The sequence below is a fragment of the Nocardioides sp. JCM 18998 genome, from assembly GCF_055391535.1.
The window spans coordinates 3,676,587-3,697,843 of sequence record NZ_AP043886.1; the positions used below are offsets into that span (position 1 = coordinate 3,676,587).

The following is a 21,257-nucleotide window of genomic DNA, read 5'->3' on the forward strand; positions in this document are numbered from 1 at the left end:
CTCAGGCCACCTTCCGGGACTTCGCGGTGTGGGCGCGGGCGACGTCGGTGAGCGCCTCGGCGCTGACGTCGCCGAGCGGCAGGTGCTCGGCGGCGAGCGCGGCGGCGAGCTGGGCGGCGAGACCCATCCGCATCGGGCCGGACTCGGAGTCGACGACGACGGCGGTGACCCCCAGGCCGGCGACGTACTGCGCCGCCTGACGGCTCCGTGCGACGGCGTCGGCTCCGGCGGTGGCGCGCCCGTCGGTGACCAGGACGAGCAGCGGCCGCAGCCGCGGATCGCGCAGGTGCTCGCGCTGGAGGACCCGGGCGGCCTCGAGGAGGCCTTCGGCGAGTGGCGTACGACCGCCGGCGGGAAGCTCGTCGAGGCGCGCAGCGGCGATCTCGACGGAGTGCGTCGGCGGGAGCGCGAGCTCGGCACTCTGGCCCCGGAACGTGATCAGTCCGACCTTGTCGCGGCGCCGGTAGGCGTCCATCAGCAGCGAGAGGACCGCGGTCTTGACCTGCGTCATCCGCTTGCGTGCCGCCATCGAGCCGGAGGCGTCGACGCAGAAGAGCACGAGGTTGGCCTCGCGGCCCTCACGGACCGCCACCCGCAGGTCCTCGCTCGCGAAGGCGACCCGGTCACCGGCCCGCTCGCGTACGCCCTGCTTCCCGGCGGCTGCGAGCAGCGTCTCCACCAGGTGAAGCGACCCGGTCGGCCCCTCGGGACGCCGCGCGCCCACCCGCCGCCCGGTGCTGGCGATCGCCCGGCTCCGACGCCCGGACTCCCCGGCCCCGAGGCCGTCGACCTTCAGCAGCCTGGGCCGGTACGGCGCCACGGCAGACGCGACAGTGGTCGAGGAAGACCCATCGGCGCCGTCGGTGGTCGAGTCAGGCGAGCTAGCGCCTGTATCGAGACCCCCCTCCCCATCACCGGTGGTCGAGGAAGACCCACCAGCGCCGTCGGTGGTCGAGTCAGGCGAGCTAGCGCCTGTATCGAGACCCCCCTCCCCGCCATCGGTGGTCGAGTAAGGCGCGCTAGCGCCTGTATCGAGACCCCCGTCGCCATCGTCCTCCCCACCCGTCGGCGGTTCGGGCGGCAGCTCCTCATCTCCCAGGATCCGGTCGAGCAGCTCCTCGTCTAGCCCCGGCGCGTCGAACGGGTTCCTCCGCCGGCGGTGCGGCAGCGCGAGCAGCGCGGCCCGCCGGATGTCGGCTCTGGTGACCGCCGTACGCCCCTCCCAGGCCGCATGCGCGACAGCGGTCCGCGCGGTGACGATGTCGGCGCGCAGGCCGTCGACCTCGAACGCGGCGCAGACCTCGGCGATCTTGAGCAGCGCGGCCTCGCCGAGCACGACGTCGGCGATCCGTACCCGCGCCTGGGCGACGCGCGTGCTGAGCTCGGTGTCGGCCGCCGAGAACCGCTCGACGAACGCACCGGGGTCGGCGTCGAAGGCCATCCGGCGGCGGACCACCTCCATCCGCGAGGCCGGGTCGCGGGGCGCGGCGACCTCGACGGCGAGCCCGAACCGGTCGAGCAACTGCGGTCGCAGCTCGCCCTCCTCCGGGTTCATCGTGCCGATCAGCACGAAGCGTGCGGCGTAGTCGACCGAGATGCCGTCGCGCTCGACGCTGACGCGGCCGGTGGCGGCGGCGTCGAGGAGCAGGTCGACGAGGTGGTCGTGCAGCAGGTTGACCTCATCGACGTAGAGCAGCCCGCGGTGGGCGCGGGCGAGCAGGCCGGGCTCGTACTCGACCTTGCCGTGCGAGAGCGCTCGCTCCAAGTGCAGCGAGCCGAGGACGCGGTCCTCGGTGGCTCCGACCGGCAGCTCGACGAGGCGTACGGGCCGCGTCTCGACGGCGGTCCCGGCGCCGAAGACCCCGTCCGGGGAGGCGGCCGCGTCATCGGCCGGATCGATGGAGAAGCGATCGCCCGCATACACGTCGACCGGCGGCAGCACGTTCGCCAGTGCCCGTACGGTCGTGGTCTTGGCCGTGCCCTTCTCGCCGCGGACGAGGACGCCGCCGATCTCGGGCGAGATCGCGGTCAGGATGAGGGCGAGGCCCATGTCGTGGAGGCCGTCCGGCGTGGCGAGATCGCAGCCGAGGACGGCGGAAAATGGGTAGTTCTGTGGCATCGGTGAGGCTCCCGCTCGGTTCGTCACGCGGACGGGCCTGTCCGCGTGATCTGGCGGGAGGCCGGTCTTCGGACTTACCTGGTCTCCGTCGTGCGTCGGAGCCGGGCTTACCGCAGCGGGCCTGTGCCGGAGTCTCACCGGCTTCCCAGATTCTCCCCGCCCGCCGTCGCCACCGTCTCCGATGGCTGGGCCGTTGGGGCACCTCTCGCCTTGCGCCAGTCACGATAGCGTCTGCTCGCGTGATCATCGTGGTGGGCATCGGTGCCGACGGCTGGGACGGGCTTCCGGACAGGATGCGTGAGGTCGTCGAGACGGCGCCGGTCGTGCTCGGCGCCCGGCGCCAGCTGGACCTGCTCCCGGAGTTCCGCGGCCAGCGCCGTGAGCTGTGGCCCTCGCCGCTGCGCGAGGCGCTGCCCGGTTTCCTGGCGTCATTGGGCGTACGGCAGCAGGTGGTGGCGCTGGCCTCGGGCGATCCGTACGTCTCGGGGATCGGGACGACGCTCACCGACCTGCTCGGGCCCGAGCAGGTCCAGGTGTTGCCGGCGGTCTCGTCGGTGGCGTTGGCGCGTGCCGAGATGGGCTGGTCGGCGGAGTCCTGCGCCGTGGTCACGCTGGTGGGGCGCTCCGTGGATCTCCTGCGGCGCGAGCTCGCGCCCGGTCGCCGGATCCTCGCACTCTCCTCGGACGAGGAGACGCCGCGTGCAGTCGCGGAGGTGCTCTACGAGCACGGGTACGGCGCCAGCGAGCTCGCCGTGCTCGGCAACCTCGGCGGCCCCGACCACACCACCCAGCGCTTCCCTCGCGCCGACACGATCACCCGGAGCGTCCTGCGGCACACGTTCCCGCGGCTCAACGTCGTGGCCATCGCGTGCGACGGCCCCACGCTCGGCGGCTGGGTCGCCGGCCTGCCCGACGACTGCTTCGAGCACGACGGCCAGCTCACCAAGCGCGACCTGCGCGCCTCGGCCCTGGCCCGCCTGGCCCCGAACCCCGGCGAGCACCTCTGGGACGTCGGCGCCGGCGCCGGCTCGGTGGGCATCGAGTGGATGCGGGCCCATCCCACCTGCGCCACCTCCGCGATCGAGTCCTCGCCCGAGCGCGCGGCGCGCATCGGCCGCAACGCCGCGCGCCTGGGCGTACCGGGGCTGACGGTCGTCGAGGGTCGCGCCCCCGACGCGCTGACCGGCCTGGCGGCCCCCGACGCGATCTTCGTCGGCGGCGGCGCCACCCGCGACGGCGTCATCGACGCCTGCCGGGACGCCCTGCGTCCCGGCGGGCGACTCGTGGTGCACGGCGTGACGCTGGAGACCGAGACGCTGCTGGCCCGGCTGTACCGGGAGCACGGCGGCGAGCTCACCCGCATCTCGGTCGAGACGACCGCCCCGGTCGGCACCTTCACCGGCTGGACCCCTGCCCGCGCCGTCACGCAGTGGGCGCTCACGCTCTGACCGATCCGCCCCGAGCATGAGGATCCGGCAGTCCGTCTCGCCGTGGCCCAGGCGGCCGCGAACCTCTGCCGGGTGACCCGCGCTGGGAGCGCACCGTCGAAGCACTGATCACGCTGTCCGCCGATGTCGACTCCACTGTGCGCGACTGGGCGTGCTTCGGGCTGGGACAGCTCGAAGCACGCTCGCCGGCCGTATGCGACGCGCTCGCTCTCCGGCTCGCCGATCCCGATGCGGACACTCGGTGCGAGGCACTGCGCGCCCTCGCTGAGTCCGGAGACGAGCGCATCCTTCTCGCGCTCACGGAACGTCTGAGAGACGACGACGGCGACCCGATCCACAAGTTGGAGCTGGAATCGGCGGCCGTCCTCGCCGACGCCGCCCTCCACCCGCTCCTGCAGCAGCTCGCGGCCACGTGGGAGGGCGACGAGGACGACCTCATGCCCGTCCTCGACCTCGCCCTGAGCCGCTGCGACCCCGGGCTCCGACCGAGGCCGCCGATGTCGAGCGGGCCCTCCTCGCCCGCGCCACCGAGCTCCTCGCCGCCAACCCACGCACCGCGGACCTGTCGTCGGCGCTCAGCGGCCGCTACCCGTGGACCAGACTCACCCTGACCAACGCGCCTACGCCCCAGGAACGTGCCTACGCCTTCGACATCTGGCAGGGGCCGTGGGCCGACACCTCCCCCGCCAACTACCCCGCGGAGCAAGCAGTCCAGACCGCGCTGCTGGCGTTGAAGAACAGCTGACGCTGCCGAACCGGTCGGGTCTGTTCGTGGCGGGTCACGTACGCGTCGACGCCACATTCCGCCGCTTCTGCTGCGATTCGCGAGCCCATGCCCAGGAGCGGGTGACGAGATTCGGGTCTTGATCGGCCCTAGACCATCGCGACTAAACCGTCCGTATCAGCACGCACTCGCGCAGGCGATGCAGGTGCGTGCGGCCGGTCGGGCCTCGAGTCTTCCATCGCCGATCACCGCGCCGCATCCTTCGCATGTTCCGTAGGTTCCGAGGTCCAACCTCGTCATCGCGGCGTCGATCTCCGCCAGGTGAAGTTGCGCTTGTCGGACGAGAGCTCCGATCTGGGAACGCTCGAACGCGATTGTTGCGCCTTCGGGATCGTGCTCATCGTCAGCGTTCGTGTCGCGCGAGGCCGCCACCACTCCGTCGTAGTCGTCCTTCAGGCTCGCCAGACGCCCGACTGCCTCGGCACGACCGACCTCAAGTCGACTCCGCGTTCGGTCCAGATCTCGATGGTGAACCACACACAAGTCTGTCACGTGCTGCGTAATGGCTACTCCAGCGAGAAGGAGCTGAGCGAGTCCATGATCCCGCCCCTGCTGATTGTCTCACCAGCCTGCATGGGGGATCGGACGTTCACGCCTGGGCCGCCCTTTCCCGGCCGCGATCCGCCCCCTGACGGAACTGCGTCATTGCGCCGCCATCGAGGGCACGGTGGCGTGACGCACCCGTCGCTCCACCGCGCGCAGGGCCCCGATCAGGTGCGCGAGCTCGTGCCATGGGGCTTCCGCATCCCACTCGTGACTGTTCCCCCGCGTTGCGATGTCGTCGCTCACGCCCATCGGAAGGCCGTCATCAAGGCCAGATGCCTTCAGCCACTCACGTTCGTTGGCTTCGACTCGGTCATGACGTCGCAACGCCCATGTAGCCGCGACGATCCCCGCCGCCACCAGCACACCACCGATCGCCATGCCCGCCACGCCGCCCTGGCGATGATGCAGCGCGTCGCCCGTGGCCGAGACTCCCGCAGCACCACCGAACAGAGCCGCGAACGCTCCGGCCGTCCCGATCAGGCGGAGGCGACGAAGGCGTCGGAACTGGCGTTTGCGCGGCACCCGCGGACTCTACGTCCATCTCGATCTGGCTCGACACCGTTGGGCAATCAGGGGCGCACAGATCTGCCGCAGACAGGGCACGATCGTTCCGCTTACATGTAGGCATGCCCGAGGACGACGTGGAGACGCTGCTCCTGCCGCTGTCGGGACTCCGTTACCAACGCCGGCACGACGGCTACTGGCGGTGCGTGTCGCCTGGCCAGTACGACGCCGAGCAGACCGGTGCCTTCGAGCCCGATCCCGACGAGTGGGTGCCGGGCGATCTACCCGTTGCGGACGGCGGTCGCGCCCAATGGGCCCCGGGCTCTCACGACGGAATGAGTTGGTGGCTGCTCTACGGGGACAACAGGACCGGGCGCGTGACTGTGACTCTTTCCGATGGTCAGCCCCAGCCCATCCGCATGTTCGGGCTACTGTGGATCTGTGAGTGGGTTAGCGAATGGCAGCCGGTCGTGGTGAGTATCGGAGACGAGTCACACAAGGCATTCCACCGCATCCCGGGCTACAGCCGGGCACGCGACAGGGACGACTGATCGGTGCCGCCAACGCACCGATCGGCGGCGACCTCCTTGGTCGGGAGATGCCTCACACCGTCGCCATCGGGTGATAGGCCCCCGGCGAGGGTCTGTACGCTACCGGCCACGGACGCCGAATGCGCTCAGCGGAACGTTGCTATGACACCGGCTCCCAAGAAGAGCGCACAAGCCCAGCTGCGCCAACGACCCAACCGATGCTCCAGGTCCATACCGCAGTTCGGCCGGCATAGCTGACCGCGCGTACGACTGGATGCCTGGACACGGCGACAGAATTGCACATCAGTGATCACACCGTCGCATAACGACCGAGACGGCTAGCTTCGGTTTCTGCGTGTGCGTGGCTTCAGGCCCGTCGCACCGAATCGAGCGTCTCACGCGGCTTCGGCTGAGCGCCGGGCCGAGTAGGCAGATCCGAGCACCGCCCAAGTCGCACGCGACCTCTCGTTCAGCTCGCCTCGCTCGCGCGTCTCACCAACGCGACGGCATCGATCAAACTGAGTGAGGGCACTCTTCGGCGCAGTTCTCGCACCGCCTCAACCTTCCGCGCAGGATCGAGTAGCTCTACGAAGGCGTCTTCGCTGAGGACCTGACGACCCTGGTCGATACCGTCAATATTGCTTCCAACGCTTCCGATGCGACCAAGCGTGCCCCACAGGGCGCGCACGACGTTGCTTCCTCGCGTTGCTACCACCCCACCATCGTTTCACGACGCACCGTTGGGAGGAGACCCAACGACGAACCCGATCGACACGGGCACCTCAGTTCACCATCGACATGCGTGTCACTGACACGATGTCTGCGTGTTCGGGCTAAGCAGGACGACCGATCTGGGCCCGTTGGTTAGATGCACGCTGACCTTCGTCGGCTTTGGCGAGTACCAGCTCCAACTCGGGTTCACCGGCGACGAAGACTGCTTCTTCTCCGTCGAAGGCGAATACTCCGTGGCGCGAAGCGGGCTCGCTCCAACGACATACCGCGAACCGGTGGCCGGCGCGCAGGCGCTGCTTCCGCTACTCGGCCACTAGATCGCCGCCGCCGCGGTCCCCAACGACGGAACAGTCCAACTCGCCTTCGACGACGGGTCAATGGTCGAAGTTCTCGATTCCGACTCCGAGCATGAGAGCTATTCAGTCCGCCTCGGCACGGTCCAACTGATCGTGTGAGCCAGCTGCACAGCGGCTCGGCCCGAGTGAACGGCTTGCCGCGAGGACGCTACGTACTCGGCAGAATTGCTGGGCGCAGCCGCAGGAATATCGCCGCCCGAGCACCTCGGCCGAACGACAACTGTCAGACCCCGCTGTTATGACTTTCCCGACCGCCGGATCTCGAGGAGGCACGTGCGACGTGAAGGGTCAACGCGCGAGGAGCAGGACGGGGCTTGCGTGCCCTACGCCTGACAAGAACAGATACCGATCACAGGAGAAGGCGGAACTCGCCGTCGACGAGTTGCAGGAGAAGTTCGGCAAGCAAGGCGTCAAGCGCCTCCACGCGTACCTCTGCGCCTGTGGTTACTGGCACTTGGGCCGGCGGCCGTACGCGTGGTGGGTACAGAAGGCCAAGAAGAGGCGAGACCTCACGCGGGCGTCAAAGTCAACACACCCCGCGGCTGCCTCTGACTGACCAGCAAGGTGGTCCTTACTGCCCGTGTTACGCCGCCGCCCAGCACGATGCTCGGCTCTCGCCGATAGGGCGAAGCCGCGCCAGCGAATGTCCAAACGACCGAGTCGTTGCCTTTCCCGCTTCCCGGTCCCGCTATCTGGAAGGATCGCCACCGTGACACGCCTCAGCGGACACTCTATGGTCCGTGCCCCACGGATCGCGGATGTTCCGGCCATCGCCCACGTCCACGTCGAAGGCTGGCGGCAGACCTACCGGGGCCTCATGAGCGACGAGATCCTCGACGACCCGACCTTCCACGGACGACGCGAGCGGATGTGGCAGGCGATCCTGGCCGATCCGCAGTACGCGGACCGGTCCGTCGCGGTCGCTGAGGTCGACGAGCGGATCGTCGGTGTCGCGATGGCGGGACCTCCGAGCGACGAAGATGCGACGTGGGAGCGCCAGTTGTACGTCCTCTACCTGCTCGACGATCACCACGGCAGCGGCGCCGGCATCGATCTCATGTCAGCCGCGATCCCCGAGGCGGCGTCCGCAGCTCTATGGGTCGCCGATCCGAATCCACGAGCGCAGGCCTTCTACCGCAAAGTCGGCTTCCTGCCCGACGGTGCAACCAAGGACGAGGACGGCGTCCGCGAGGTCCGCATGACCCGACGCAGCTCCTGAGCATCGCCGACTTCGGCCCCGGGTATGGAAGATGCCGATCGAGGACGGGCTCGGCCAGGCGTCGCTCAGCAGACGCGGATAGGTCTCACGAGCACGCTCACCGACGTCGTGTGAGTCCGCAACAGGGACTTCCAGTGCACCAGGAGCGAGCCGTCGTAGGTGACGGTCATGCCACTCCCCACCGTGTTCGCGGTGCACGACTGCGGCTTGTGCACGGTGAACAGCAGCCTGATGGTGCCGTTCGCGGGGATCGTTGCGGGGAACGAGCGCCAGGGAGTGGCGACTCCCGCGATGTTCCCGCCCGGGCGCAGGTGGTAGACGGACCACTGCACGTCGGACACGTTCGGCGGCGGTGTGATGGACGTGATCTGCACCGGATGCGATCCGCTGTTGGACAGCGAGGCGACAAGGGTGGCCGAGGCGCCCGGCGCCGACGCGAGGCGGTCGTAGGTCGTGCCCGAGACGAGCTCGTGGTCTGAGGCGGGTCGGCTGAAGGAGCCGCCGCCGATCGGTCCGTACCGGCCGTCGAGAGACCTCAACGTCATGCCGGCCGCCACGGCGACGACCACCAGGACCGCTGGCAGGACGACTGACAGGACCCTCATCGGGTGAACGCGTCTGCGCGCTGCACGCGGCGGCGTCTCGACCGACGGTCGTCGCCGAGCGGCGATCCGCGGCGACGGCCCGGCGACCACCTGACGCGGAGGACCTGGACGGTGGGAGGATCCCCAGCTCAACTTTTTCTCCAACCCAGCACGGGGCGGGCCCCAGCACGACCCGGGAAGCGTACGCGAAACCGGGCTCACCCGCCGACGTCGACCTGGCGACCGGTCCGAGCGCCCTCCCCCGTCGTCCCCCAGAATTGGGCATTTGCTGGCTGCGCACCGGTGTTGGCGTAGATATGGCCGAGCCCGCAGTCGCAGAATGAGGCGGCTATCGGAGGGACATGCCATGGCATTCGTACCGACTCACACCACCCACTGGACCGCTCCGCAGGCGGTAGCGTTCGTGAGGATCCTGGCGACCCAGCGAAGCGGCGACTGGCACCGCGCCTGCTTGAGCCTGTGCGCCCACGCGTACGGCTTCCTGGCCAGTGGGACACCCAACCTGGACGGCGACGAGTTCGTCGAGGCGCACGAGTACTGGGAGTCCTCCCAGCACCAGCACCCCGGCGACAAGCACCCGCCGGTGGGAGCGTTGGCCTGCTGGACCAAGGCTGGACGCGCCGGCCACATCGCCGTGGTCGTCCACAGCGACGACGGCGAGGTCAACATCGCCAGCAACGACATCGACGACGTCGTCGCGATCGTGCCCCTCGACTACATCGAGGCCCACTGGGGGCTCAGCTACCGGGGCTGGGCCGAGCCGGACTTCCCCCGGGGCGTCGGCAGGAATCCCGACCCACCGCCGCGCCCGGGCAAGCTGACCGACGTGTGGTGGCAGCGCCTCATCGTGGGCATGACCGACTCCGACAGCGTCCGAGCCCTGCAGAAGCGGCTCAATGTCACCGGGCACGCCGGCCTCACCGTGAGCGGCACGTACGACGAGGCGACCCGCGCCGCCGTGGCGGCCTTCCAACGCAGCCAGGGCTGGACCGGCGACAACGCCGACGGCCACATCTACGAGCCTGCCCGCGGCGACGGTGGCCGCCTGACCACCCGGATGCTGTTCCCCGAGACGCGCTTCGACATCCACTGGAGCAACCCCGGCCCGGCCGTGCCCGCCATCCCGCATCAGGGCACGTCGCCCGTCACCGAGCACTCCGGTAGTGGCACCGGCACCGCGGCTGGCGCCCACCCGCCCCAGCACCCCCGCAAGCGACCACGCACCCTGTCCGCGCCCGGCGCCCGGTTGATCGGCCAGTTCGAGGGGTTCCGCGCCCACCTCTACAACGATCCGGCCGGTCACGCCACGATCGGCTACGGCCACCTGGTCCACCGCGGCCCGATCAACGGCTCCGAGCCGGCCGAGTTCCGCCACGGCATCACCCAGGCCGCCGGCCGGCGGCTGTTGCGCGAGGACGCCCGCCCCGCCGGCGACGCGGTCAGCCTGCTCGTCACGGTGCCGCTGACGCAGCAGCAGTTCGACGCCTTGACCAGCTTCGTGTTCAACCTCGGATCAGCGAGCCTGGCCGGATCTCAGCTGCTCGCGCGGCTCAACGCTGGTGAGTACGCAGCGGTCCCCGACGAGATGGCCAAGTGGGTCCATGCCGGTGGCCAGGTGCTGCCGGGACTGGTCACGCGCCGCCACCTCGAAGGAGTCCTCTTCACCACCGGCGCCTACCCCTGGCAGGCCCAGCCGGTGTCCACCTGACGGCGCGCACGTACGTACGACGACCGACCAGCCGGGCCCAGAGGCCCACCGTGCTCTTCGCCGACCTGCGGTCCACCTACGGCCAGTAGGAACGAAGACGCTTTCTCTGCGCGCGCGTCGCGTCTTCCACGGGGTCGGATCGGGGTGGGCTGCGGCGTCATCGCCGCTCACGAGTCTGACGTTCATCGACCACCCGATCGCCGGTGCTGGGGCTAAGGTGACGACGCTGGTGCGACCACGGGCGGCGAGAGCCGCTCCGATCTCCCCCGAACACGAACGAGATGAGCAGATGGCGGACGAGACCCCTGCGACTCGCCCACGCGGCGTCACCCGGGTGGCGCTGCGGGCTGGGCGCGTGATCGGGTGGTCCTTCGTCACCTCCCTGCGCGTACTCTCCTCGATCTTCAGCACCGCAGGTGGTGGCGATGCTGCCACGCCGATGTCGACAGCCCTCTACACGAAGCGCGACGAGTACCGGCCCTAGGGCGACCAGCCGGGCCCACGCATGTGACACCAACACCGAAGGTGGCAGTTGCCGATGTACCGACTGACCGTGGTCTACGACGAGCCCGCCGACACGGAAGCGTTCGAGCGTCGCTACGCCGACGAGCACGTTCCGCTCGTCAAGGCCGTCCCCGGGCTGAGCCGTTTCCTGCTCAGTCACCCGCAGGGCGGCGCGCCGTACCTCGTCGCCGAGCTGTTCTGGTCCGACGAGGACGCCTTCAAGGCGTCGGCCGCGACACCGCAGATGGCCGAGGTCAGCAAGCACGCCGAGGGCAGCGGGACGACCTTCTCGGTCTACGCCGGAGACGTCGCCGAGGCCTGACCGTGGGCCGCGACGCACCCGTCGACCGAGCACGGGCTGCGCCGGATCTTCTCCGTCGAGGCGCGCCAGGATGACGGTCCGAGTTAAAACTCGACGAGTCTCGTCGGCTTTGTTCACTTCCTCGATCCGGATCCCGATAGTCCGATGTGCACGAGTTCGCCGCCCAGGACCGCGATGCCCTCGCGAGTGTTGCCGGCTGGATCGCCACCCGTCTCGGCGGTCCGCCCCAGGCACCGTCGCCGGGGCACGTCCACGGTGACACCGTGCTGCCCGATCTGACTCGTGAGGGCGTCGGAACGCTGGCTGCCTGGGCGAGCCTGCGCGACACGGTGCTCCCGACGTCGTTCCCCAGCGACCACCCCCGGTACCTGGCCTTCGTCGGCGGAGCACCGACCCCGACGGCCGTGCTCGCCGACGCAGCCCTCTCGGCTGCTTCGGTCTACGGCGGCAGCGAGCTCGAGGCCGGTGCCGTGGTCGCGGCCGAGCGGGCCGCGATCGCATGGCTGTGCCGCGTGCTGGGCTACCCCGAGGAGGCGCACGGCACCTTCGTCAGCGGTGGCTCGATGGCCAATCTCAGCGCCCTGGTCGTCGCGCGGCACGGTCGCTCCTCGAAGGACGGCCGGCCACCGAGCACGGTCGTGGTGGGTGCCTCGGCACACTCCTCGGTCTCCTCCGCGGCCGCCATCATGGGCTGCTCGGTCGTGGTCGCCGGTACGCCCGACGGCGTGCTGCGTGCCGCCGACCTCGAGGAGGTGCTCGTCGACCTCGACCCGGCGGACGTGGTCGCCGTCGTGGCCAGCGCCGGCGCCACCAACACCGGCGCCGTCGACGCGCTCGCCGAGATCAGCGAGTGCTGCGCCGCCCGCGGCATCTGGCTGCACGTGGATGCGGCCTACGGCGGGGCGGCGATGCTCGCCCCCGCCTACCGGGAGCTGTTCACCGGGATCGACCGGGCCGACTCGATCACCGTGGACCCCCACAAGTGGCTCTTCACGCCCTTCGACTGTGCCGCCGTCGTCTACCGCGATCCCGCCCGTGCCCGCGCCGCCCACCGCCAGCACGCCGCCTACCTCGACGCCGTCAACGACGACGAGGCGGACAACCCGGCCGACTACGCGGTCCACCTGACCCGTCGCGCCCGAGGCGTACCGCTGTGGACCTCCCTCCTCGCGCACGGCACCGACGCGTACGTCGATGCGGTCGAGCGCTGTCTCGCCCTGGCCGCCTACGCCGCCAAGCAGATCGGCGCCGACCCGGTGCTCGACCTCGCCCAGGAGCGCCAGCTGTCGGTGGTGCTGTTCCGGCGCATCGGCTGGGACGCCGCGGACTACGCCCGCTGGTCGCATCGGATCCGCCTGCGTGGCCTCGGGCTGGTCACGCCGTCGACCTTCGCCGGCGGTCCGGTCCTGCGGCTGTGCTTCGTCAACCCGCGTACGGCGCGCGCCGATGTCGACATACTGCTGGAGAGCCTCGCGGAAGGAGTCACCTGATCGTGATCGGAGCTGCGAACGCCACGGCAAGGACGCTCGGTCGGCTCCGTTCCTCCCCCTCAGCGCCGCTGCCCGGCTATGGTGCCGCTTCGGCACCGGCCATGGGTAAGGGGAACGCATGAGACGCAGTGGAGGCCGGCCCGGCGCCAAGTCCGGCGCCAGCGCCACCCCCGCCCGTCGGTTCTCAGACCCCGCGGTGCCCGCGCGCTCGCACACCTGGATCATCCAACGGGGCCTCGGGCGCCTGTCCTGGGCCGTCCTGCTCGGCGGCCTGGCCGCCAACCAGATCGCCGAGACCGGCTCGTACCGGACCGGGCAGGCGATCCTGCTGACCACCCTGACCGCCTTCTTCCCGCTGCTGGTGCTGCGCCTGGTGCTCGCGGCACGCATCTACCACCTGCGCCGGGTCCCCTTGCTGATCCTCGCGGGCACCGTCACGGTCTGGTCGCTCGGCTCGATGGTCGTCAACGCCGCCGGCCTGGAGGAGCAGCAGCACTTCCCCGCCCCGGGCGAGTGGCTGTTCCTCAGCTCGTACCTGGGCATGGTGGGCTATCTGGTCCTCGACGTGGACCGCCGACAGGAGCGGCCCGCGCGCAGCTGGCTCGACGTCGCCGTCATCTGCGGCGCCATGTCATGCCTGGCATCCCTGCTGCTGGTCACCCCGATCCGGCTGGCCTCGGGCGCCGTGGGCCTGCCCCTCCTCCTCGCGGTGATGTACCCCCTCGCCGACGTCGCGCTCGCCATGCTGGTGCTCGGACAGTCGCTGCTGCAGGCCCGCAGCGACCCCCGCAAGGCCTGGATGACCGGTGCCGCGTTCCTCCTGCTCGCCTGCGCCGACTCCAGCTTCGCACTGCAGGTCTCGACGCCGACGTACGACTTCGGCAACACCAGCAACGCGCTGTGGGGCGGAGCCTGGGCGCTGCTCGTCGCCGCGGCATGCCGGCCCGAGCAGCGGGTGATGCGGGCGATCCCGAAGGCGGCCGGCACCCGGCTGCTCGTCTCGGCCGGCATCGTCGCCCTCGCCGTGCTGACCGTACGGCCCGACAACACCCTGGCCCTCTACACGGTCCCGCCGGCCGTGGTCACCATGATCGCGGTGGGCGCGCGGATGGTGCTGGCGCTGCGCGACGCCAACCAGGCGACCGCCGCCTTCGCGCTCTCCCAGACCGACGATCTCACCAAGCTGCCCAACCGGCGTGCGGTACGGGCGCGGCTCAGCCAGTGCCTGACCGACGAACAGCCCCTCGCCCTCATGCTGCTCGACCTCGACGGCTTCAAGGAGATCAACGACGCCCTCGGCCACCACGCCGGTGACATCGTGCTCACCTTCGTCGCGGTCCGGATGCAGGAGGCCGTCGGCAACGGCGTCATGGTCGCCCGGCTCGGCGGCGACGAGTTCGCGATCCTGATCGAGTCCGTCGACGAGATCGAGTTGGTCGAGACCGCCAACCGGGTGCTCGACGAGCTCGCCGATCCGATCGTGGTCGACAACATCGAGATCTCGCCGTCCGGCTCGATCGGCATCACCGTCGTGACGGACACCGACACCGACAGCGGGGAGGTGCTGCGCCGGGCCGACGTGGCGATGTACCAGGCGAAGAGCTCACGCTCCGGCGCCGCGCTCTACGACGCCCACCTCGACGAGTTCTCCCGCTCGCGCCTGGAGCTGGCCGAGGACCTCCGCAAGGGCATCGCCGACCAGCAGATCGAGGTCTGGTACCAGCCGCAGGTGGACGCCTCGACGATGCGCATCCACGGCCTCGAGGCGCTGGTGCGCTGGCGGCACCCGACCCAGGGCCTGCTCAGCCCGATCGCGTTCCTACCGGCCGCGCGCCGGGTCGGCCTGATGGGTCTCCTGTCCGACACCATCGCCTGGAACGCGGTCCGGGACCTGGAGCGGTGGTTGAGCGCCGGCATCGATCTGCGCATCGCGATCAACTGCGCCCCGCCGGAGCTGTTGAGCCAGACGTTCCTCTCCCGGCTCTACACCTCGTTGGAGGAGTGGCAGGTGCCGGCCGACCGGCTGGTCCTGGAGGTCACCGAGGACTCCTTCCTGGCCGATCCCCAACGCGCACGCGACATCCTGCTCGAGGTGCGCGAACACGGGATCCAGGTCTCGATCGACGACTACGGCACCGGGTTCTCCTCGCTGACCTACCTGCGCAACCTGCCCGTCCAGGAGCTGAAGATCGACCGCTCGCTGGTGCGCGACGTCTCCAGCGACGAGCGCAGCCGGATGATCGTGGCCTCCACCATCCAGCTGGCCCACGCACTGGACATGCGGACCGTGGCGGAGGGCGTCGAGGACGCGGTCGACGTCGCCGAGCTCGTCGCCATGGGCATCGACAGCCTGCAGGGCTACCACGTCGGGAGGCCGATGCCGGGCTCCGAGGTCGAGCAGTGGGTCCGCGACTGGTCGCCCGTCGCCGCGAGCGCTGGCGAGGACGAGCCCCAGGACGACCGCCGCGACGGGCCCCCGGACAAGCCCCAGGACGAGCCCCGGGACGAGCCCCAGGACCAGCGCGGCGGCGGCATTCCTGATCACCGCGACGATTCGAGTAAATACTGAGGCTCGATCGACTAGTTTTGCGGAGCATCCATCCATGACGGGGGTTCTGATGAACGGCACGCCACTACGTTTCGTCCTCGACCCTGTTGGGGAGGAGCTGGACGCAGCCCTGGCCTGCGAGGCCGAGGTCTTCCTCGCCACGTACGGCAACACCGCCGAGGAGTTCGAGCTCGAGTACGGCCCCTATGCCGACCACACCGGCTTCATGACGGTGCTGGACGAGGACGGCGTCGCGCTGGCCACCACCCGCTTCATCGCCCCCGGTCCGGCCGGCCTCAAGACGCTCAACGACGTGGCCCGCGCACCGTGGCACGCCGACGGGATGCGCTCGGCGCGCGCCGCCGGCTTCGATCCCGAGCGCACCTGGGACGTCGCCACGATCGCCGTACGCCGCGCACCGGGTCGCGCCACGCTGTGCTCCGCGGCGCTCTACCACGGCATCGTCACCGCCGCCCAGGCCAACGGCATCGACTCGATCGTCATGATCATGGACGAGCGACCGCGCCGGCTGCTGTCGGCCTCCGGGCTGGTGCCCAACGTGCTCCCCGGCACCGGCGAGGGCGAGTACCTCGGCTCACCGAGCAGCATCCCGCTATGGGCCAACCTGCACCGGATGTTCGATCAGCAGCGACGGACGAACCCCGAGGCATACCGCCTGATCTACCAGGCCATCGGGCTCGACGGCATCACGCTGCCGACCGACTGGACCTGGCACCGGCGCTCCCTCCCGCCGGTCGTCCCCGCCCAGCGTGCGCCCCGTGCCGGGCGCGATGACTCCACGCCGCAGGTCCGGCTGCGCCCGATCGAGCGCTGAGCTGGTACGCCGACGCCGACGCCGGGCCGGTCAGGTGTCGCGGGTCAGGTGTCGCGGGGTCAGGTGTCGCGGGGCACGGCCTCGTGCCCTCGCCGACCGCGCGTGCGGCGCTCCTCCTTCATCTCCGCCTCGTAGAGATGACGCTTGCCGTCGGCCAGCCGGTCGCGCGCCACCTTCTCCAGCTGCTTGAACAGCGCGTAATAGGTGTCGTCGTAGGCCTCGACGATCTGGAAGGTCCAGTAGCCGGGGACGACGTTGTGCCCCACCAGCTCCGTGCCGATGCGCTCGGCGATCTCGTGGTGACCCGCCTCGCGCAGCATCCCCACCGCCTCTCCCAGCATCAGGTCGGCGGCCCCGGTGAGGCGGTGGAAGGCGTAGAGGTGACCCCGAGCGTCCTCCGCGGTCTCGAGCGCCTCGGACAGCTTGCCGAGGGCCTCCACCGTGGCATCGTCGAGCCCCTCGGGTCGACGGTGTGCCCTATCCGGCCCCCTGTCCGGCCCGTTCACTGCACGATCACGACCTTGATCATGGTGAGCGTTACCCCGGCGAGGGGTCCCGTACGCGTCGCCGGCGAGCCTACGGGTGGAGCACGATCTTCCCGGTGCGCCCGGGTGCGGCGTTGGCTCGGGCCGCATCGGCGATCTGTTCGAACGGGTAGACCGCCTCGACCGGGAGGGCGAGCGAGCCACTGGTGATGCGCTCGTACAGCTCGGTCATGAGCGCCGTCCTCTTCTCGGCGGCCATCTCGGCGCTGACCCGGCTCCCCCAGAAGCCCTTGATCCTCACGTCCTTGAAGATCACGTCGCCGGACGGGATCTGCATGGTCGGCGAGGCCATCGCACCGAAGACCACGAGCGTGCCCCGCTCCGCGAGCGCGGAGGACAGCTCGCCCGTCGCGCTGCCGCCGACGGAGTCCACGCCCACTCGTACGGGTGCGCCACCCGTGATCTCGCCAGCGCGTTCGCGCCAGTCCTCGGCGTCGGTCGCGACGACGTCGCCGATGCCCAGTGCCGCGAGCTCATCGACCCCGGCAGCCCGGCGGACGAGCCCGAGCACCTTGATGCCACGCGCCTGCGCCAGCTGAGCGACCAACCGGCCGACGGCGCCGTTCGCGGCGTTCTGGGCGAGCCAGTCCCCCGGCTGCAGGTCGAGGGTGTCGAGCAGGCTGATCGCGCTGAAGGGCATCGCCACCAGCTGCGCGGCCGTGTCGTCCGCGAGGCCGTCCGGCACCGGCATCAGCGCACCGGCCTTCGCCACGAAGTAGTCGGCCCAGACACCGAACGTCCCACCCGTCACCACTCGCTGGCCCACCGTGAGACCGGTGACGTCGTCGCCCAGTGCGTCGACCACACCGACGGCCTCGGTGCCGGCCCGGGCGGGCAGCTCCGGCTTGTAGCCGTAGCTGCCTCGGACCGTCCACAGGTCGTGGTTGTGGATCGGAGAGGCGAGCGTCCGGACCCGCACCTCGCGTGGCCCCGGCTCGGGGAGGGGGACGTCCTGGACGGCGAGGACCTCGGACGGGTCCCCGAACGACTCGTGCACGATGGCGCGCATCATCGGAGGCTCCTCACAGCCAGGGCGAGACGAGGTCGGTGAGCTTCGGTGTGAGCGCCATCATGAGCAGCGGCCCGAACGTGATGCGCTGGACACCGGCTGCCCGGAGCTCCTCGAGGGAGCCCGACATCGATCCGTCGATCGGGTGGGCGGTCACGTTGACGGGTCCGGAGAGCTCCTCGAGGACGGTGCGGAGCGAGGCGTTGTCCGGCACCCGCACCGGGTAGACGCAGCGGGCGCCGGCCTCCTCGCAGGCACGGAGCCGGCGTACGGCCTCGGCGAGCGGGTCCTCGAAGGTGACGTAGGTCCCCAGGTAGGCGTCGGTGCGGGCGTTGATGACCAGCTCGACGCCCGCTTCGTCGGCGGCAGCCCGGAGGGCTCCGATGTAGTCGGCGTGCTCCTGGACGTCGCGCAGGCGGCGCTGGCTGTGCACGGTGTCCTCGATGTTGATCCCGACGGCACCGGCCTCCAGCACGCGCTCCACCAGCTCGGCGGCGGGGGTGTCGTAGCCGGACTCCATGTCGGCGGTCACCGGGACGTCCACCGCGGCGGTGATGTGGCGGATGCCGTCGAGAGCGTCAGCGAGGGTCATCCCCTCGTTGTCCTCCTGCCCGCGGGACTCGGACAGCGGGTGGCTCCCGACGCTCAGTGCGGGGAAGCCCGCCTCGACCACGGTGCGGGCCGACCAGGCATCCCAGACCGTGGGAAGGACCAGCGTTCGGCCGGTGTGGTGAAGTCGCAGGAGCTCGCTCGCCTTGGCAGTCACATCGCTCATGTCACGAGCATGACACGCGCCCGATGGCCCGGCCCGTGCTGCTGAGCGCGATCGCCAGGCGGCCGCCGCCGTCGGCCGTACGCGCCGCACGGCATCATGGGAGCCTCATGACACCCACGCTGGTCTACCTCCACGGCATCGGCGCCGACCACGACGACGCGTGGCGCGACGTGCTGGCCGAGGCGTTGCGAGCCGCGGGCTTCCCGGGCCTGGACGGCGTCGCGTGTTGCGCCCCGAAGTACCCCAACACGTTGCGCTACCCCAGCGACGAGAACCACCCGCTGCCACCCCAGACCACGCCGCGCCTCACGCCCAGCGAACGCGACGAGCTGCGGTGGCGCGTCGAGCGGTCCACCGCGGACCTCGAACGCGCGCTCGGCCCGCATGCCGCGGGACGACCGACGCCCCTGGCGGCCGAGACGGTGCCGGCCGTGATGAGGGTCCTGCCGCAGGCGAGGCGCTACCTGGAGGACGACGCCACCCGTGCGAACACCCTCCACCGGGTGCTCGGCGCCCTTCCCGACTCCGGCCCGATCGTGCTCGTCGCCCACAGTCTCGGCAGCATCATCGCTGCCGACCTCATCACCCGGATCCCCGCAACGATCCAGGTGGTCGGCATGGTGACCATCGGCTCCCCGGCCGGCCACCTGGCGCTCCATCGCGGCAGCGATCGGCTCGACGTGCTCCGCGACCCGCCGGCCAATCTCGCCTGGTGGCTGAACGTCTGGGGCGGTGCGGATCCTGTCACCGGCATGCGCGGTATCTCGCACCGCTTCCCCTGGGTCCTCGACATCGCCCTGCCGGCGGCCCGGCACCCGATGGAGAACTACCTGGGCTCCACGATCGTGGCCGCGGCGGTCGGTCGCGCCCTCTTCGGCAGCCGCACCCGCGAGCTGGCCCCCGCCGAGGCGCTGCCAGAGTCTGCGATCGACGACGCCGAGCTGCACGCCTACCTCCTGCTCGCCTACGCCCACTTCCTGGCAGAGCATCTGCCCGAGAGCCAGCGGGAACGCTTCCGCGCCGCCCTGACCCGCACCCGCGCCGACCTCAGCGAGCGTCTCGGGCTGACCGACGAGCGCGAGCCTCCCGACCCGGCCCGGTTGCGTACCTTGTCGAAGTCGACGGCCCTGCTGCCGCTGTTGGCCCTGGCCACCACGAACCCGATCGCGCCGTACGAGGTCCGCATCCCCACCTCTGCTCGCCGACGGGCGCTGCACGACCTCGCGGTGTGGATCGGCCTCTACAGCGGGTACGGCGCCTCGCTGCAGCGCGCACTCGCCCGCGCGTCGATCGGTGTGGCTCCCACCTGGGCCGACCGTGCGTGGCTGCGACCACGCCGACCGAGGAACCCGACCCGGTTGGACCCCGTCGAGCTGAGCGCCATCCGACTCGTCGCGGCCGAGCTGGCGCGCCAGCGCGAGGGGCTCGACTCCGACCCCGAGGTCTTCCTCACCCTCACGCGCGTCGAGACCGAGGTGACGCGCCAGCACGCACGGCTAGCACCGTTCTCCGACCCCCGGGCGCCCGCGCTGCGGCTCCTGCTCCGCCAGCAGCACGCTCTCGTACGTGCGATCCGGATGTTGGAGAGGAGCCGGCTCGCGCCCGCCGGACCGGCCCCGGACGTCACCACGGCCGAAGGCGACGTCTGACCTCCGACGGACCGGACGTGCCTCGCCGACAGCACCGTCGGGCCCGCGACCTAGCATGGCCGGGTGCCGTTGCCTCCGTACACCTTCACGGCCGCCGTCGACTCCTGGACGTTCGATCCGGTGGTCGCCATCGGCATCGCCGTCCTCGCAGCGGTCTACCTCCTCGGGGCACGACGCGCCCGCCGCCACGGCGGCTGGCCGTGGTGGCGGGCGGCGAGCTTCCTCGTCCTCGGCCTCGGCGGGGTCGTCGTCTGCACGATGTCGTCGCTCGCCGTCTACAACCACACCCACCTCTGGGCCCTGGCCACGCAGCTCACCCTGCTGCTGGCCCTCGTGCCGGTGGCGTTGGCCCTCGGTGATCCGATCGGGCTCGCGCGCAGCTCGCTCGGCACGGGCGGCAGTCGGCGCCTGGACCGGGTCCTCGTCGGGCCGATGGTGCGGGTGCTGACCTTCCCCGTGGTCGCGGCCCTGATCGCGACGACCTTCATGGTGGTCGTGTTCTTCAGCGGCATCCTGCGGGCCGCGCTCCTGCACACCTCGATCATGGATGGCCTCTACCTGGCGGCCCTGGCCGTCGGATGCCTGGCGACGCTGCCGATGCTCGGCGCGGAGCTCCTGCCGGAGTGGTGCACCGAGCCCTTCCGGCTGCTCTTCGCCTTCGTCGACGGACTCTTCGACGCCCTTCCCGGAGTCCTGGTCATGACCACGGGCCATCGACTGGCCGGCGGCTGGTTCGCCGGACGCCCGGGCGACCCGAACTGGGACGTCCACACCGCCGGCGCGCTCATGCTCGCGCTGAGCGAGCTCGTCGCGCTGCCGCTCTTCTTCATCGTCTTCTTCCGCTGGGCGGCACGGGAGGGAGCCTTCGATCGTCGACCGGCCACAGCGCAGCCGCAGGCTCGATCGATCGGTCCCGACGTCGAGACTCCTGCCGCCGCGACCGCGGCCGAGCCCGAGCTGATGCGGCCGTGGTGGGAGACCGAGGGGTACGGCTCACGCAACCGGCCCTTCCGCAGCGAGTAGTCGCCC

General features: G+C 70.6%; 19 protein-coding genes, 1 pseudogene and 1 riboswitch. Of the genes and pseudogenes, 13 read left to right on the top strand and 7 right to left on the bottom strand.

Annotation, left to right across the window (positions count from 1 at the left end):
* Window position 1: 1 nt before the first annotated feature.
* Window positions 2-2,119: a VWA domain-containing protein gene (locus ACZ5L9_RS17310; protein ID WP_464530003.1), complete on the bottom strand. Its 2,118-nt coding sequence runs from the start codon at window positions 2,117-2,119 to the stop codon at window positions 2-4.
* A gap of 42 nt (window positions 2,120-2,161) precedes the next feature.
* A riboswitch (cobalamin riboswitch) is annotated at window positions 2,162-2,298 on the bottom strand.
* 60 nt (window positions 2,299-2,358) lie between these two features.
* On the opposite strand from ACZ5L9_RS17310, the gene cbiE reads away from it, so the two are divergent.
* From cbiE to ACZ5L9_RS17325, 3 genes and pseudogenes are all read left to right on the top strand, one after another.
* Window positions 2,359-3,567: a precorrin-6y C5,15-methyltransferase (decarboxylating) subunit CbiE gene (cbiE, locus tag ACZ5L9_RS17315; protein WP_464530005.1), complete on the top strand. Its 1,209-nt coding sequence runs from the start codon at window positions 2,359-2,361 to the stop codon at window positions 3,565-3,567.
* Window positions 3,568-3,674: 107 nt separating this feature from the next.
* Window positions 3,675-3,887, top strand: a pseudogene (locus ACZ5L9_RS17320) (HEAT repeat domain-containing protein); the annotation flags it as partial.
* 92 nt (window positions 3,888-3,979) lie between these two features.
* On the top strand, window positions 3,980-4,312 hold the full coding sequence (locus ACZ5L9_RS17325; RefSeq protein WP_464530009.1) for a hypothetical protein: 333 nt from the start codon (window positions 3,980-3,982) through the stop codon (window positions 4,310-4,312).
* A 156-nt stretch (window positions 4,313-4,468) separates the two neighbouring features.
* On the opposite strand, the gene ACZ5L9_RS17330 is transcribed toward ACZ5L9_RS17325, so the two are convergent.
* On the bottom strand, window positions 4,469-4,591 hold the full coding sequence (locus ACZ5L9_RS17330; RefSeq protein WP_464536906.1) for a TraR/DksA family transcriptional regulator: 123 nt from the start codon (window positions 4,589-4,591) through the stop codon (window positions 4,469-4,471).
* 402 nt (window positions 4,592-4,993) lie between these two features.
* Window positions 4,994-5,419: a hypothetical protein gene (locus ACZ5L9_RS17335; RefSeq protein ID WP_464530011.1), complete on the bottom strand. Its 426-nt coding sequence runs from the start codon at window positions 5,417-5,419 to the stop codon at window positions 4,994-4,996.
* 104 nt (window positions 5,420-5,523) lie between these two features.
* Here ACZ5L9_RS17335 and ACZ5L9_RS17340 point away from each other — a divergent pair, with 104 nt between their 5' ends.
* Both ACZ5L9_RS17340 and ACZ5L9_RS17345 read left to right on the top strand, forming a co-directional pair.
* Complete coding sequence (locus tag ACZ5L9_RS17340; protein ID WP_464530014.1) at window positions 5,524-5,952, top strand: hypothetical protein; 429 nt, start codon at window positions 5,524-5,526, stop codon at window positions 5,950-5,952.
* A 1,776-nt stretch (window positions 5,953-7,728) separates the two neighbouring features.
* Window positions 7,729-8,238: an N-acetyltransferase family protein gene (locus ACZ5L9_RS17345; protein ID WP_464530018.1), complete on the top strand. Its 510-nt coding sequence runs from the start codon at window positions 7,729-7,731 to the stop codon at window positions 8,236-8,238.
* Window positions 8,239-8,303: 65 nt separating this feature from the next.
* On the opposite strand, the gene ACZ5L9_RS17350 is transcribed toward ACZ5L9_RS17345, so the two are convergent.
* On the bottom strand, window positions 8,304-8,843 hold the full coding sequence (locus ACZ5L9_RS17350; RefSeq protein ID WP_464530020.1) for a hypothetical protein: 540 nt from the start codon (window positions 8,841-8,843) through the stop codon (window positions 8,304-8,306).
* Window positions 8,844-9,189: 346 nt separating this feature from the next.
* Here ACZ5L9_RS17350 and ACZ5L9_RS17355 point away from each other — a divergent pair, with 346 nt between their 5' ends.
* The 6 genes from ACZ5L9_RS17355 to ACZ5L9_RS17380 all read left to right on the top strand — a co-directional run bounded on the left by ACZ5L9_RS17355 (window position 9,190) and on the right by ACZ5L9_RS17380 (window position 16,250).
* A complete protein-coding gene (locus ACZ5L9_RS17355) occupies window positions 9,190-10,551 on the top strand; it encodes a glycoside hydrolase family protein (protein ID WP_464530022.1) in 1,362 nt (453 codons plus the stop codon).
* A gap of 289 nt (window positions 10,552-10,840) precedes the next feature.
* A complete protein-coding gene (locus ACZ5L9_RS17360) occupies window positions 10,841-11,035 on the top strand; it encodes a hypothetical protein (protein WP_464530026.1) in 195 nt (64 codons plus the stop codon).
* Between the two features lie 54 nt (window positions 11,036-11,089).
* The gene (locus tag ACZ5L9_RS17365; RefSeq protein WP_464530030.1) at window positions 11,090-11,377 is read left to right on the top strand and encodes an EthD family reductase; all 288 of its coding nucleotides are present in this window, start codon (window positions 11,090-11,092) and stop codon (window positions 11,375-11,377) included.
* A 146-nt stretch (window positions 11,378-11,523) separates the two neighbouring features.
* Entirely contained in the window at window positions 11,524-12,867 is a 1,344-nt protein-coding gene (locus tag ACZ5L9_RS17370; protein WP_464530034.1) for a pyridoxal phosphate-dependent decarboxylase family protein, read from the top strand.
* 118 nt (window positions 12,868-12,985) lie between these two features.
* A complete protein-coding gene (locus ACZ5L9_RS17375) occupies window positions 12,986-15,436 on the top strand; it encodes a putative bifunctional diguanylate cyclase/phosphodiesterase (RefSeq protein WP_464530037.1) in 2,451 nt (816 codons plus the stop codon).
* A 34-nt stretch (window positions 15,437-15,470) separates the two neighbouring features.
* Window positions 15,471-16,250, top strand: coding sequence for a hypothetical protein (locus ACZ5L9_RS17380; protein ID WP_464530041.1), 780 nt, complete (start codon window positions 15,471-15,473; stop codon window positions 16,248-16,250).
* A 59-nt stretch (window positions 16,251-16,309) separates the two neighbouring features.
* Here the strand turns inward: ACZ5L9_RS17380 and ACZ5L9_RS17385 are convergent, their stop codons facing one another.
* The 3 genes from ACZ5L9_RS17385 to ACZ5L9_RS17395 all read right to left on the bottom strand — a co-directional run bounded on the left by ACZ5L9_RS17385 (window position 16,310) and on the right by ACZ5L9_RS17395 (window position 18,579).
* Window positions 16,310-16,690 carry a hypothetical protein gene (locus ACZ5L9_RS17385; protein ID WP_464530044.1) on the bottom strand — a complete coding sequence of 127 codons (381 nt, stop codon included), beginning with the start codon at window positions 16,688-16,690 and terminating at the stop codon, window positions 16,310-16,312.
* A 136-nt stretch (window positions 16,691-16,826) separates the two neighbouring features.
* Complete coding sequence (locus ACZ5L9_RS17390; RefSeq protein ID WP_464530047.1) at window positions 16,827-17,807, bottom strand: zinc-binding dehydrogenase; 981 nt, start codon at window positions 17,805-17,807, stop codon at window positions 16,827-16,829.
* A gap of 10 nt (window positions 17,808-17,817) precedes the next feature.
* The gene (locus ACZ5L9_RS17395) at window positions 17,818-18,579 is read right to left on the bottom strand and encodes an isocitrate lyase/PEP mutase family protein (protein WP_464530049.1); all 762 of its coding nucleotides are present in this window, start codon (window positions 18,577-18,579) and stop codon (window positions 17,818-17,820) included.
* A 107-nt stretch (window positions 18,580-18,686) separates the two neighbouring features.
* On the opposite strand from ACZ5L9_RS17395, the gene ACZ5L9_RS17400 reads away from it, so the two are divergent.
* Window positions 18,687-20,228: an alpha/beta fold hydrolase gene (locus ACZ5L9_RS17400; protein WP_464530052.1), complete on the top strand. Its 1,542-nt coding sequence runs from the start codon at window positions 18,687-18,689 to the stop codon at window positions 20,226-20,228.
* Window positions 20,229-20,291: 63 nt separating this feature from the next.
* On the top strand, window positions 20,292-21,251 hold the full coding sequence (locus ACZ5L9_RS17405) for a cytochrome c oxidase assembly protein (protein WP_464530054.1): 960 nt from the start codon (window positions 20,292-20,294) through the stop codon (window positions 21,249-21,251).
* Window positions 21,252-21,257: the final 6 nt, after the last annotated feature.

Coding starts and splice junctions, on each gene's coding strand:
- ACZ5L9_RS17355 (WP_464530022.1), top strand. CDS start 9,190: ATGGCATTCGTACCGACTCACACCACCCACTGGACCGCTCCGCAGGCG.
- ACZ5L9_RS17395 (WP_464530049.1), bottom strand. CDS start 18,579: ATGAGCGATGTGACTGCCAAGGCGAGCGAGCTCCTGCGACTTCACCAC.
- ACZ5L9_RS17330 (WP_464536906.1), bottom strand. CDS start 4,591: ATGACGAGGTTGGACCTCGGAACCTACGGAACATGCGAAGGATGCGGC.
- ACZ5L9_RS17350 (WP_464530020.1), bottom strand. CDS start 8,843: ATGAGGGTCCTGTCAGTCGTCCTGCCAGCGGTCCTGGTGGTCGTCGCC.
- ACZ5L9_RS17380 (WP_464530041.1), top strand. CDS start 15,471: ATGACGGGGGTTCTGATGAACGGCACGCCACTACGTTTCGTCCTCGAC.
- ACZ5L9_RS17360 (WP_464530026.1), top strand. CDS start 10,841: ATGGCGGACGAGACCCCTGCGACTCGCCCACGCGGCGTCACCCGGGTG.
- ACZ5L9_RS17375 (WP_464530037.1), top strand. CDS start 12,986: ATGAGACGCAGTGGAGGCCGGCCCGGCGCCAAGTCCGGCGCCAGCGCC.
- ACZ5L9_RS17365 (WP_464530030.1), top strand. CDS start 11,090: ATGTACCGACTGACCGTGGTCTACGACGAGCCCGCCGACACGGAAGCG.
- ACZ5L9_RS17390 (WP_464530047.1), bottom strand. CDS start 17,807: ATGATGCGCGCCATCGTGCACGAGTCGTTCGGGGACCCGTCCGAGGTC.
- ACZ5L9_RS17340 (WP_464530014.1), top strand. CDS start 5,524: ATGCCCGAGGACGACGTGGAGACGCTGCTCCTGCCGCTGTCGGGACTC.
- ACZ5L9_RS17310 (WP_464530003.1), bottom strand. CDS start 2,119: ATGCCACAGAACTACCCATTTTCCGCCGTCCTCGGCTGCGATCTCGCC.
- ACZ5L9_RS17400 (WP_464530052.1), top strand. CDS start 18,687: ATGACACCCACGCTGGTCTACCTCCACGGCATCGGCGCCGACCACGAC.